The organism is Mumia spirodelae (assembly GCF_050632745.1).
In the GTDB taxonomy this organism is placed as follows: Bacteria; Actinomycetota; Actinomycetes; order Propionibacteriales; family Nocardioidaceae; genus Mumia.
In genome coordinates, this window is sequence record NZ_JBODSD010000006.1 from 121074 (window position 1) to 133698 (window position 12625).

Here is a 12625-nt window from a genome sequence, read left to right on the forward strand (position 1 = left end):
CGATGGCGCAGACGCGCACCCCGCTGATCGCGGGCAACTGGAAGATGAACCTCAACCACCAGGAGGCTGTCGTCCTGGTGCAGAAGCTCGCCTGGGTCCTCCAGGACAAGAAGCACGACTACGAGAAGGCCGAGGTCACGGTCGTCCCGCCGTTCACCGACCTGCGCAGCGTGCAGACGATCGTCGACGGCGACCGGATGAAGATCCGCTACGGCGCTCAGGACGTCTCGGTCCACGACGCCGGCGCCTACACGGGTGAGATCTCGGCGGCGATGCTGGCCAAGCTCGGCTGCTCCTACGTCGTGGTCGGCCACTCCGAGCGCCGCGAGTACCACGGCGAGGACGACGCGCTCGTGGCGGCGAAGGCGCTCAAGGCCGTCGATGCGGGCATCACTCCGATCGTGTGCGTCGGGGAGGGGCTCGACGTCCGCAACGAGGGCGCGCACGTCCCGCACTGCACCCAGCAGGTCGAGGGCTCGCTCGCCGGCATGACGCCGGACCAGGTCGCGGACGCGGTCATCGCGTACGAGCCGGTCTGGGCGATCGGCACGGGTGAGGTCGCCACCCCCGAGGACGCGCAGGAGGTCTGCGGCGCGATCCGTGAGCAGGTTGCCAAGACGTGGTCCTCCCAGGCCGCGGAGCGGGTGCGTATCCTGTACGGAGGATCGGTGAAGGCAGCGAACGCGGCCGCGATCATGGCGCAGCCCGACGTGGACGGCGCCCTGGTCGGGGGAGCGAGCCTCCAGGCGGAGGAGTTCGCTGCGATCTGCCGGTTCTACGACCTCCCCGACCTGTCGGGCGTGGCCTGAGCCATCCCGACCGTACGACGCGACCAAAGGACGATCCCTCGTGATCCTCACCTTCTCGATCCTGCTCATCCTGGCGAGCGTGCTGCTCATCGTCCTCGTGCTGATGCACAAGGGCCGCGGCGGCGGCCTCTCGGACATGTTCGGCGGCGGGGTCTCGAGCAGCCTCGGCGGCTCGTCTGTGGCTGAGCGCAACCTCGATCGCATCACGGTCGGCACGGCCGTCGTGTGGGCCGTCTGCGTCGTCGCGCTCGGTCTGCTCTTCAAGTTCAACTGACGGCACAATTCTTGATCGCGGCACCTCGACCCGAGGTGCCGCGCCGTTTACACTTCTGATCGACCCGGCGTCCGCGCCGGTGGCGATGACTGCGACGAGGGGCGAGGAGTCCACAGGTGTCAGGCGGTGCCATTCGAGGAAGTCGGGTCGGTTCGGGCCCGATGGGGGAGGCCGAGCGCGGGGATGCCGCGCCGCGGCGCGCGATCTCCTACTTCTGCTCCAACACGCACACGACGGTGCTGAGCTTCGCGATCGAGGCCGACGTCCCGGAGTCGTGGGACTGCCCGCGTTGCGGGCTCCCGGCGAGCCAGGACCACGAGAACCCACCGACGGCCCCCAAGATCGAGCCCTACAAGACGCACCTCGCGTACGTGAAGGAGCGTCGCAGCGACGACGAGGCCGAGCAGATCCTCACCGAGGCGCTCGAGACGCTGCGGGCGCGTCGCGCGAGCGGCGAGGTCATCTACTGACTTGACGGCCCCTGCGGGCGCGTCCTGAGGCGTTGCGCAGCGACATCGCGACCGTCCGTCGGTCGCGGCGTCGGTACGCAACGCCTCACTGCACGTCCGGGACCTGCGCAGCGGCGTCCTCGTCGAGCATCCACAGCGTCTGCTCGGTGCCGCGCACGCCGGCTGCGGGGGTGCGCGTGACGTCGTCGCCGTCGAGCGCACGAGCGACGGCGTCGGCCTTCCCGCTGCCGGACACGAGGAACCACACCTCGCGGCCGCGGTTCAGCGCAGGGAACGTCAGGCTGACGCGTGACGCGGGAGGCTTGGGCGAGTCGGTCTCGCTGACGGTGTCCCGGTCGTCGACGGCGAGCGTCGGCTTGCCGGGGAACAGCGACGCGACGTGGCCGTCGGGGCCGACGCCGAGCATCACGATGTCGAAGACGCGGTCACGCACGACGTCGGCGTACCGGGCTGCGGCCTCGTCGACGGTGAGGGTCCCGTCGTCCGCCGGGACGGGGTGGACGAGCGCCTCGTCGACGTCGACGTGGTCGAGCAGCGCTTCTCGCGCCTGTCGCTCGTTGCGATCCTCGCTGTCGGCCGGGACGAAGCGCTCATCACCCCAGAAGAGCTCCACGCGAGACCAGTCCACACGGCCGTCGTCGGCTCGTGCGGCGACGGCGCGGTGCACCTTGTCGGCGATGGTGCCGCCCGTGAGCACCACAGCCGGGACGCGGTCCTGCGCCTGAAGGGCGGCGAGCGTCGAGACGAGCTGGTCGGAGATGCTTCGTGCGAGCTGGTCCGCGTCGCGGTCGACGAGGATGTCGGGGTCGTCGTTCACCTGCTGTCCGTCCGCCGGGTGGTCGTGGTGGTCGTCGCGCGCGCCGCGGACGTCTTCTTCGTGGCTGCCTTCTTGGTCGCGGTCTTCTTCGCCGGTGCCGCCTTCTTGGCAGCGTTCTTCTTCGCCGGAGTCGCCTTCTTGGTCGCGGCCTTCTTCGCCGGAGTCGCCCTCTTGGTCGCGGCCTGCTTGGCCGCCGGCTTCTTGTCGGCGGCCCGCTTGTCGGCGTCCGGCTCGGCGACCGCGGCGGCGGCCTCCACGGAAGGCTTCGGGCGGCCTGACGTCTTCGACGAACGCCCGCCTCGGTCCTCACGACGCAGCAGCCGCTGGACGGTCTCGGCGTACACGTCGTCCTCGTCGAGGCGGCGCAGGTCCTCGGCGAGCAGCTCGGCGGTGGAGCGCCGCTTCAGCCCCACCGAGCGGTCGGCCTCTCCAGGGACGATGAAGCGGCCGTTGCGACCGTCGTGCCGCACCACGGCGACGTCGCCGATCGTCGAGTGCAGCCGCACCTCGGTGATCCCCGGCCCCCGTGACGTGGCGTGCTGGACGGGCACCTTGAGGCGTGCCTCGAGCCACGCGACCAGGAGGTCGGCGCTCGGGTTGCCCCGCTCGGCGGCGACGGTGGCGCTGGTGATCATCAGCTCCACCTGGTCGAGCGCGGCCGCGAGCAGCGCGCGCCAGGGCGTCAGCCGCGTCCACGCGAGGTCGGTGTCGCCGGCGTGGTACGCGCGGGCGACGCGGACGAGGGCCGCATGGCGGGTTCGCGCAGCCGCGGCATCGGTGATGCGACGGGTCGCCAGCGAGCCGAGCGGGTCCTGGGCGGGGACCTTCGGCGCAGCGCCGGGCCACCAGGCGACGACGGGGGAGTCCGGCAGCAGCAGCGGGAGCACGACGGACTCCGCGTGCTGCGTGAGCTCGCCGCTCATCCGCAGGATCACAGACTCGCCGGCGCTGTCGTTGCCGATGCGGACCTGCGCGTCGAGGCTGGCCGGCCCGCGCTTGGACCGCAGGATGACGCCGAGAACCCGTGCGGGGTGCTCGCGCGAGATCACGCGCGACGCCCGCATCGCGTCGTAGTAGCGCGCCTCGTCCGTCACGACGATGAGCGTGAGCACCATCCCCATGGCGGGGCTGCCCGCGGCGATGCGCGCCTTGACCAGCGCCGAGGCGACGGCGCTGGCGCTGGTGTCGTTCAGGTCGACCTTCATCGCTCTCCTCGCTCCTCGTCGCGTCCCGTCCGCCGCCCGGGCGTCTCCGCGGTCGGCTCCACGCTCACGGCCGGCGCCACGACCGCCCGTCCCGCTCAAGCATCGCGTCGGCCGACTCCGGACCCCACCCGCCGGAGACGTACTGCTCCGGCATGCTGGCGCCCTTCTCGGCCTGCTCGGCCCAGTAGTCGATGATCGGGTCGAGGATCTTCCAGGAGAGCTCGACCTCCTCCTGCTGGGGGAACAGCGGGGGATCGCCGAGGAGCACGTCCAGGATCAGGCGCTCGTACGCCTCAGGACTGGACTCGACGAACGTGCCGCCGTACGCGAAGTCCATGTTGACGTCGCGCAGCTCCATCGCCGTGCCGGGCACCTTCGACCCGAAGCGGACGGTCACGCCCTCGTCGGGCTGGATCCGCATGACGATGGCGTTCTGGGTGAGCTCGGAGGTGTCGTACTTGGCGAACGGCTGGTGCGGTGCGCGCTTGAACACGACCGCGATCTCGGTCACCCGCCGGGCGAGGCGCTTGCCCGTCCGCAGGTAGAACGGGACGCCCGCCCAGCGCCGGGTCTCGATGTCGAGGCGGATCGCCGCGTACGTCTCCGTCCCGGACGTCGCCGGGATGTCCTCCTCGTCGAGGTAGCCCTTGACCTTCAGACCGCCGGCCCATCCCGCGGTGTACTGGCCGCGGGCCGTGTGCAGGTCCATCCGCTCGGGCGGACGCGCCTGCGCCAGGACCTTCTGCTTCTCCAGCCGCAGGCTCCGCGCGCTGAACGACACCGGAGGCTCCATCGCCACCAGCGCCATGAGCTGCAGCAGGTGGTTCTGGATGACGTCGCGGGCGGCGCCGATCCCGTCGTAGTAGCCGGCGCGGCCGCCGATGCCGACGTCCTCGGCCATCGTGATCTGCACGTGGTCGACGTAGTGGGCGTTCCAGACCGGCTCGAAGAGCTCGTTGGCGAACCGGAAGGCCAGGATGTTCTGGACCGTCTCCTTGCCGAGGTAGTGGTCGATCCGGAAGACCGCCTCGGGAGGGAAGACGTCGGAGACGATGTCGTCGAGCTCGATGGCGCTCTCGAGGTCGTGCCCGAACGGCTTCTCGATCACCACCCGGCGCCACGAGTCGTGCCGGGGCTGCGCGAGCCCGTGCTTCTTGATCTGCCCGACGACCGTGGTGAAGAACCCCGGCGGGATCGAGAGGTAGAAGGCGTAGTTGCCGCCCGTCCCGCGCTCCCGGTCGAGCTCCTCGACCGTGGTGACCAGGTGCTCGAACGCTTCGTCGTCGTCGAACGAGCCCGGGACGAACCGGAAGCCCTCGGAGAGCTGCTTCCAGACCTCCTCGTGGAACTCGGTCCTCGCGTACTGCTTGACCGACTCGTAGACGACCTGGGCGAAGTCCTGGTCCTCCCACTCGCGCCGGGCGAACCCGACCAGCGAGAAGCCGGGCGGGAGCAGGCCGCGGTTGGCGAGGTCGTACACCGCGGGCATCAGCTTCTTGCGCGCCAGGTCACCGGTGACGCCGAAGATCACGAGGCAGCTCGGCCCGGCGATCCGCGGCAGCCGACGGTCCTCGGGCTGGCGCAGCGGGTTGACGTACGGCGCTGGGCCGCTCCGCGGTGTGCGGCTCACTCGAGCGCCTCCCGCAGCGTCGCGCGCGCCGCGTCGGAGCGGTCGAGGTGGAGCCGCAGCACCGGCCGGCCACGATCGGTGAGCACACCGGCGTCGCCGACGGCCTGGGCGAGCAGGAACTCGCCGAACGTGAACGGCCGGCCCGGGACCTCGAGGTCCTGATCGGGCTCGCCGGTGACCTGCAGATAGACACCCGTGCCGGGGCCGCCCTTGTGGTACTGCCCGGTGGAGTGGAGGAAGCGCGGGCCCCAGCCGAACGTGGTGGGACGGCCCGTCCGCGACGCGAGGACGTCGCGGGACTCCGCGAGGGTCGTCTCGCCGAACCGGTCGAGATAGGCCTGGACCGCGACGTAGCCCCGCTCCGGGTCGAGCTCGTCGAGCAGCGACGCGACGGCGTCGCGCACCGTCGTGGTGTCCTCGGGGAGCCAGCCGGAGTAGTCGTAGACGGTCACGCCGCCGTCGGTGAATGCGGCGACCGGAGCGTCGGCCGACCCCTCCAGCATGTCGCGGGCGGCCTGCTTGGCGCTCTCGACGTCGGGCTGGTCGAACGGGTTGATGCCGATCAGGCGGCCCGCGATCGCGGTCGCGTACTCCCACAGCAGAAAGAGCGCGCCCAGGGGAGCGTCGACCGCGAAGCCGTAGCCGGAGACCGCCTGCGGGTGGTCGTCGCTCATCGGGCCGATCATGCCGACGACCTCGTCGGGCGTGCTCGGGTCGGCGTTCGGGGCTCCAGGGCCGCTGACGACGACCGGGAGGATGCCCTTGCCCTGCTTGCCGGTCGACTCCGCGACCAGCTGCTCGGCCCAGTCGCCGAAGCCGACGTTGACCGAGCCGGCGTCGGCGAGCACCATCTTGTCCGCGCCGGCGGCGTTCGCGACGCCCAGGAGGGCACCGAGGACCAGGGCCGGGTTGGTGGCGTCGTCGGCGGCGACGTCCTCGGCGATCTCGTCGGCCTGCTCGAGCAGCGCCTTGATGTCGGCGCCGGCGAGCCCGCTCGGGACGAGGCCGAACGCCGTGAGCGCCGAGTAGCGGCCACCGACCTCCGGGTCGGCGTGGAACACGCGGTAGCCCTTCGCGGACGCCTCCGCGTCCAGCGGAGAGCCGGGGTCCGTCACGACGACGATCCGCGTCGCGGGGTCGATGCCCGCGACCTCGAACGCGTGCTCGTACGCCCGCCGCTGGCTGTCGGTCTCCACGGTCCCGCCGGACTTGCTGGAGACCACCACGACGGTGCTCCCCAGGTCCTCGTCGACCGCCTCGCGGACCATGTCCGGGTCCGAGGAGTCGAGGACGGTCAGCGGCACGCCGTTGGTCGCGCAGATGACCTCGGGAGCGAGCGACGACCCGCCCATCCCGCAGAGCACCACGCGGTCCAGGCCCGCCGCCCGCAGCTCGTCACGGAGCTCCGTGACCTGGGCGACGAGCGGGACCGACGTGACGTGGAGGTCGGTCCAGCCGAGCCGCTTGCCCGACTCCTCCTCGGCGTCGGGCCCCCACAGGGTGGCGTCGTGGCCGGCGATCCGGCTCGCCACCTGGTCGGCCACGAGCGCCTCGATCGCCGCGTCGAGCGCCTTCTCGTCCGGATACGCGAGGCCGAGCTCGAAGCCGGCAGGTGCGTCTGCGTCGTCGGTCTGCACCGATTCCCCCTCCGTGGGTGGTGGTCAGCCGCGGCGTGCGCGCGCGGCGGTCAGCTGGTCCTGGACCGTCCGGACCAGGTCGGCCCAGGACGACTCGAACTTCTCGACGCCCTCGGACTCCAGGGTGTTCATCACGTCGTCCAGGTCGACCCCGACCTCGGCGAGCGCGCGAGCCACCTGCTCCGCCTCGGCGGCGGACCCGGTGAGCTTGTCGCCCTCGACCTCGCCGTGGTCCGCGAAGGCGCGCATCGTCGCGCCCGGCATGGTGTTGACGACGTTCGGTCCGACCAGCTCCGTCACGTACATCGTGTCCGGGTAGTCGGGGTTCTTCACGCCGGTCGACGCCCACAGCGGGCGCTGACGGTGGGCGCCCTGGGCCTCGAGCGCGTTCCAGCGCTCGGACGCTGAGAACTCCTCGTACACGCCGTAGGCGAGCCGCGAGTTGGCGATGCCCGCCTTGCCGCGCAGCTCGAGCGCCTCCGAGGTGCCGATCGCCTCGAGGCGCTTGTCGACCTCGCTGTCGATGCGGCTGACGAAGATCGAGGCGACCGACTGGACGTCGGAGATGTCGACCCCGTCGGCGATCGCACGCTCCAGCCCGGCGGCGTACGCGTCGAGCACCTCGCGGTAGCGCTCCAGCGAGAACAGCAGCGTCACGTTCACGCTGATCCCGGCGGCGATCGTGGCGGCGATGGCGGGCAGACCCTCGCGGGTCGCCGGGATCTTGATGAAGACGTTGGGCTCGCCGACCTTGTCCCAGAGCTTGCGCGCCGAGGCGATGGTCTCGTCCGTGTCGTACGCGAGCGTCGGGTCGACCTCGAGGGACACGCGCCCGTCGGAGCCGCCCGTCGCGTCGTACACCGGCCGCAGGATCGTCGCGGCCTGGCGTACGTCGGTCGTCGTGAGCTCGAAGATCGCGTCGGCCACGGTCGTCTGCGGGTCCGCGGCCAGGCCCTCGTCGAGCTGGGGCTCGTAGCGCTCGCCCTCCTTCATCGCCGAGGCGAAGATCGTCGGGTTGCTGGTCACGCCGACGACGTGGTCCTCGTCGACGAGCCGCTTCAGCTCACCTGTCTCGGTCAGCTCGCGAGACAGGTCGTCGAGCCAGATCGACACCCCCGCGTCGCTGAGGGCCTTCAGTCGGTCGGTCATCGCGCTCTCCTCCGTCGTCGTCGGACGCCTCGCCTGCAGCGGTCGGCGTCGCTCAGTGGTGGGTCTGCGGAAGGATCGTGTCCATCGGCTTGGCGAACACGCCGACGCCACCGGTGTGGCCCGCGGCGGCGATGCTCTCCTTCGCCGCGCTCACGACCGCATCCGCAGTGATCCCGAACTCGTCGTACAGGGTCTGGTACGCCGCCGAGGCGCCGTAGTGCTCCAGGCTGACCGTGCGGCCGGCGTCGCCGACCACCTCGCGCCAGCCCTGCGAGATCCCGGCCTCCACGCTCACGCGGGCGCGGACGCGTGGCGGGATCACCGAGTCGCGGTAGTCCTCGGTCTGCCCGTCGAACCACTCGCGGCACGGCATCGACACGACGCGCGCCGCGATGCCTTCGGCCGCCAGCGCCTCGCGCGCCGCGACCGCGAGCTGTACCTCGGACCCGGTGCCCACGAGCACCACGTCCGGGTCGCCGTCGGTGTCGAGAAGGATGTAGCCGCCCTTCGTGGCCTCCTCCGCAGCGGCGAAGCCGTCGGTGCCGCGCGGGAAGACCGGGAGGTTCTGGCGGCTGAGGGCGAGCCCCGCCGGGTGGGTGGGGGACTCGAGGATCTTCTTCCAGACCACGACCGTCTCGCTCGCGTCGGCCGGGCGGACGACGTCGAGACCCGGGATCGCGCGCAGGGCCGCGAGGTGCTCGACCGGCTGGTGCGTCGGGCCGTCCTCACCGAGCCCGATGGAGTCGTGCGTCCAGACGTAGGTCACCGGCAGCTGCATCAGCGCTGCGAGGCGGACCGACGGGCGCATGTAGTCGGAGAAGACGAGGAACGTGCCGCCGTACGGGCGGGTCGGGCTGTGCAGCGCGATGCCGTTGAGGATCGCGCCCATGCCGTGCTCGCGGATGCCGAAGTGCAGCACGCGGCCGTACCAGTCGCCGGAGAACATCTTGGTGGCGTGCTCGGGCGGGAGGAACGACGGCTGGCCCTTGGGCGTCGTGTTGTTGGAGCCGGCGAGGTCCGCCGAGCCGCCCCAGAGCTCCGGGAGCTTCGGTGCCGCGGCGGTGAGGAACTCACCGGAGGCCACGCGCGTCGCGACACCCTTCGGGTCGGCGTCGTACGTCGGCAGGTCGGCGTCCCAGCCGTCGGGCAGCTCGCGCGACTGGAGCCGGTCGAACAGCGCCGCCGACTCCGGGTTGGCCTCGCGCCACGCGGCGTACAGGGAGTTCCACTCCGCCTGCAGCTCCTCGCCGCGCGTGCGGGTCTCGCGGGTGTGGGCGATGACCTCGGGAGCGACCTCGAAGGTCTTCTCCGGGTCGAAGCCGAGGATCTCCTTGGTCTTCGCGACCTCGTCGGCGCCGAGGGCGGAGCCGTGCGAGGCGCCGGTGCCCTGCTTGTCGGGTGCGGGCCACGCGATGATCGTCTTGAGCGCGATGAAGCTGGGCTTGTCGGTGACCGAGCGGGCCGTCTGCAGCGCCTCCCAGAGGGCTTCGACGTCCTCGGTGTAGCCCGTGCCGTCGTGCGTCCAGTCGACCATCTGCACGTGCCAGCCGTAGCCCTCGTAGCGCTTGAGCACGTCCTCGTTGAACGCGACCGCGGTGTCGTCCTCGATGGAGATCCGGTTGTCGTCCCAGATCAGCGTCAGGTTGCCGAGCTGCTGGGTGCCGGCGAGCGAGCTGGCCTCCGAGGCCACGCCCTCCTCCATGTCGCCGTCGGAGGCGATCGCGTACACGTGGTGGTCGAACACGCCCTCGCCGAGCGGGGCGTCGGGCTCGAGGAGACCGTGGCGGCGGCGCGCGGCCATCGCCATGCCGACCGCGTTGCCGACGCCCTGGCCGAGCGGGCCGGTGGTCACCTCGATGCCGGCCGTGTGCCGGAACTCGGGGTGTCCGGGCGTCTTGCTGCCCCAGGTGCGGAGCGCCTCGAGGTCGGCCAGCTCCAGGCCGAACCCGGTCAGGTAGAGCTGGATGTACTGGGTGAGGCTCGAGTGCCCGCACGACAGCACGAAGCGGTCGCGCGCCGCCCAGTGCGGGTCGGCGGGGTTGTGCCGCATGAGCTTGTTGTAGAGCAGGTACGCCGCCGGCGCGAGGCTCATGGCGGTCCCGGGGTGGCCGTTGCCGACCTTCTGGACGGCGTCCATGGCGAGGACGCGGACGGTGTCGACCGCCTTGCGGTCGAGGTCGGTCCACTCCAGCTTGGTGCTCACGTCGGCGTGCTCCTCGTACGGTGGTGCGGGGTCTCCGGCGCGTCTGTGCCTTGTCGCGCGGCATGGCGCCGGATCACGGACAGGTCTCGGTGTCGAGCGTACTCGCGCCGTTCCGTTCGCGCGGATCGGCTCCCTGCCGTGGGACAGCGGGCGAACTGCGGGTGTGCTGACACCGTCCGAGATCGTGGCGCCGGTCACCAGACGGACTGCCATCTCGCACCCGGACGTGCACCGCGTCGGGCGTTGACTAGACTCGCGGCGTGACCGCAATCGACCCGGAGCTGAGTGCTGCGCACCAGCGTCCCCCGCGCACGTCGAGCGGTCGTCCTCGGATCACCGACGTCGTCAGCGCGTACGTCGGTCTGATGAAGCCTCGCATCATCGAGCTGCTGCTGCTCACGACCGTTCCGGTGATGTTCCTGGCGGCCGAGGGCGTCCCCCCGCTGTGGCCCGTCATCGTGACGCTGGTCGGCGGGACCTTGTCGGCGGGCTCGGCCAACGCTCTCAACTGCGTCTTCGACGCTGACATCGACCAGCAGATGCGCCGGACGCGCCGGCGCCCGCTGCCGCGCCACGCCGTGACGACCCGCGCCGCGCTGGTCTTCGGCCTCGTGCTCGGAGTCGTCTCGACGCTGATGCTCGGCCTGCTCGTCAACTGGCTGTCGGCCGGGCTGGCGCTCGCAGCCAACGTCTTCTACGTCGTCGGCTACACGATGCTGCTCAAGCGGCGCACCTCCCAGAACATCGTGTGGGGCGGCGCCGCGGGCTGCTTCCCGGCGCTGATCGGCTGGACGGCCGTCACGGGCGAGCTCGCGTGGCCGCCGGTGATCCTCTTCCTCGTCGTCTTCTTCTGGACGCCGCCGCACTTCTGGTCGCTGGCGATCCGCTACCGCGAGGACTACGCCGCTGCCGACGTGCCGATGCTGCCGTCGATCGCGCCGGCGACCGTGGTGGCGCGCAAGATCCTCGCGTACTCCTACGTGATGGTCGCGACCTCGCTCGTGCTGTGGCCGTTGACGCCGACGGGCTGGTTCTACCCGACCGCGGCGGTCGTGCTCGGTGCCGCGTTCCTCGTCGAGGCGCACCGCCTCAAGGCGCGGGCGCAGCAGAGCTCGGAGCTGTCGGTGCTGAAGCCGATGCGGCTGTTCCACTGGTCCAACGCCTACCTGGCGCTGCTGTTCGTGGCTGCCGCCGTGGACCCGTTCCTGCGCTGACCCCAGCGTCCCTCTTGCTCCCTCGCTCCGCCGACGGATCTTGACGGGCTACGACCAGGGTCTGGTCGGGATCCCTCAAGAACCGTGGGGTGGCGACCTGCGGAGCTCGTCCCCAGGTGTGCGGCGTCCCCACGCGTCCGACGGGTCTGCTCTCACCCGTGCCGCGAGAACCACGAGCCAGCTCGAGCGACTGTTCCAGAGCGCGGGCTGGAGGTGGGATCGTGCGGGACCGTGACCACCTCGTGGTCGCGTTCCCGCACGATGCGTCGGCCTAGGCGCTCGGGGCGGACGGAGAGGTCGTCGGCGAGGGGAAGGCCGGGGTGGTGCGGACGGCGGGAGTGCGCGACTCGAGCGCGGCCCACGTCGCTGCGGCCGCGAGGATCCCCGCGCCGAGCAGGTGGAGGCCGACGAGGACGATCGGGAGGTCCGTGAAGTACTGGACGAACCCGATCAGGCCCTGTCCGAGCTCGACCGCGACGAGGACGATCGCCGCGCGGATGGCCACGGGGGCGGCGCCCACGGCCTTGTACGCCAGCACCAGCCCGATGGAGAGGCCGAGCAGGAGGAAGACGGCGTCGGCGTGGAGCTGCGTGACGGCAGCGGGGGAGAAGCCGTTGCGCGGCGTGTCCGGGTCACCGGCGTGGGGGCCCGCTCCGGTCACGACGGTGCCGATCATCACCGTGGCCCACATGACGCCGTACGTGATCCACCCGAGCGTCTGCGCCGGGGCAGGCACCGTCGGCGGGTGCCAGGCGGCCGGGTGGTACGTCTGGCGTACGAGCACCGTGGACAGGCTGACGAGCCCGATCGACACGGCGAGGTGCACGGCGACCGCCCACGCGTTGAGGTCGACGAGCACCGTGATGCCGCCGATCAGCGCCTGCGCGGGGATGCCGAAGGCCATCAGCGTGGCGACGACCACGGAGCGCGGACGCTTCGGGCGCCACTGCCGCACCGCGAACCAGGTTGCGATCGCGATCCCGACGAGCACGAACGTCAGCAGCCGGTTGCCGAACTCGATAACCCCGTGGATCCCGAGCGCGCCGTGCGGGACGTACGACTCGTCGGTGCACCGCGGCCACGTCGGGCACCCGAGCCCGGAGGCGGTCAGCCGGACGGCCGCGCCGGTGACGATGATGCCGATGTTGGCGACCAGCGACGCCCACGCCCAGCCTCGTACGAAGCTGTCGGTCGGGTTGCGGAACCTGTCGATCACG

General features: G+C 71.3%; 11 protein-coding genes. 4 read left to right on the forward strand and 7 right to left on the reverse strand.

Annotation, left to right across the window (positions count from 1 at the left end):
• Positions 1–2 precede the first annotated feature (2 nt).
• The 3 genes from tpiA to ACQSSQ_RS22945 all read left to right on the forward strand — a co-directional run bounded on the left by tpiA (position 3) and on the right by ACQSSQ_RS22945 (position 1553).
• Complete coding sequence (tpiA, locus tag ACQSSQ_RS22935) at positions 3–809, forward strand: triose-phosphate isomerase (protein ID WP_431329471.1); 807 nt, start codon at positions 3–5, stop codon at positions 807–809.
• Positions 810–849: 40 nt separating this feature from the next.
• A complete protein-coding gene (gene secG, locus ACQSSQ_RS22940) occupies positions 850–1083 on the forward strand; it encodes a preprotein translocase subunit SecG (protein ID WP_431329472.1) in 234 nt (77 codons plus the stop codon).
• Positions 1084–1199: 116 nt separating this feature from the next.
• Positions 1200–1553, forward strand: a complete 354-nt coding sequence (locus tag ACQSSQ_RS22945) for an RNA polymerase-binding protein RbpA (RefSeq protein ID WP_431329473.1) — start codon at positions 1200–1202, stop codon at positions 1551–1553.
• A gap of 85 nt (positions 1554–1638) precedes the next feature.
• Here ACQSSQ_RS22945 and pgl read toward each other — a convergent pair whose 3' ends face one another.
• From pgl to tkt, 6 genes are all read right to left on the reverse strand, one after another.
• The gene (gene pgl, locus ACQSSQ_RS22950) at positions 1639–2370 is read right to left on the reverse strand and encodes a 6-phosphogluconolactonase (RefSeq protein WP_431329474.1); all 732 of its coding nucleotides are present in this window, start codon (positions 2368–2370) and stop codon (positions 1639–1641) included.
• Positions 2367–3575, reverse strand: coding sequence for a glucose-6-phosphate dehydrogenase assembly protein OpcA (locus ACQSSQ_RS22955; RefSeq protein ID WP_431329475.1), 1209 nt, complete (start codon positions 3573–3575; stop codon positions 2367–2369). Before ACQSSQ_RS22955 ends, pgl begins: the two co-directional genes overlap by 4 nt.
• Positions 3576–3639: 64 nt before the next feature.
• On the reverse strand, positions 3640–5205 hold the full coding sequence (gene zwf / locus ACQSSQ_RS22960) for a glucose-6-phosphate dehydrogenase (RefSeq protein ID WP_431329476.1): 1566 nt from the start codon (positions 5203–5205) through the stop codon (positions 3640–3642).
• A complete protein-coding gene (locus tag ACQSSQ_RS22965) occupies positions 5202–6842 on the reverse strand; it encodes a glucose-6-phosphate isomerase (protein ID WP_431329477.1) in 1641 nt (546 codons plus the stop codon). The genes zwf and ACQSSQ_RS22965 overlap by 4 nt, the downstream gene beginning before the upstream one ends.
• A 24-nt stretch (positions 6843–6866) precedes the next feature.
• Positions 6867–7991: a transaldolase gene (tal, locus tag ACQSSQ_RS22970; protein WP_431329478.1), complete on the reverse strand. Its 1125-nt coding sequence runs from the start codon at positions 7989–7991 to the stop codon at positions 6867–6869.
• 52 nt (positions 7992–8043) lie between these two features.
• Positions 8044–10194, reverse strand: a complete 2151-nt coding sequence (gene tkt / locus ACQSSQ_RS22975) for a transketolase (protein ID WP_431329479.1) — start codon at positions 10192–10194, stop codon at positions 8044–8046.
• A gap of 260 nt (positions 10195–10454) precedes the next feature.
• On the opposite strand from tkt, the gene ACQSSQ_RS22980 reads away from it, so the two are divergent.
• Positions 10455–11408 (forward strand): heme o synthase, encoded by a 954-nt coding sequence (locus tag ACQSSQ_RS22980; protein WP_431329480.1) that lies wholly within the window; start codon positions 10455–10457, stop codon positions 11406–11408.
• Between the two features lie 271 nt (positions 11409–11679).
• Here ACQSSQ_RS22980 and ACQSSQ_RS22985 read toward each other — a convergent pair whose 3' ends face one another.
• Positions 11680–12624 carry a COX15/CtaA family protein gene (locus tag ACQSSQ_RS22985; RefSeq protein ID WP_431329481.1) on the reverse strand — a complete coding sequence of 315 codons (945 nt, stop codon included), beginning with the start codon at positions 12622–12624 and terminating at the stop codon, positions 11680–11682.
• Position 12625: the final 1 nt, after the last annotated feature.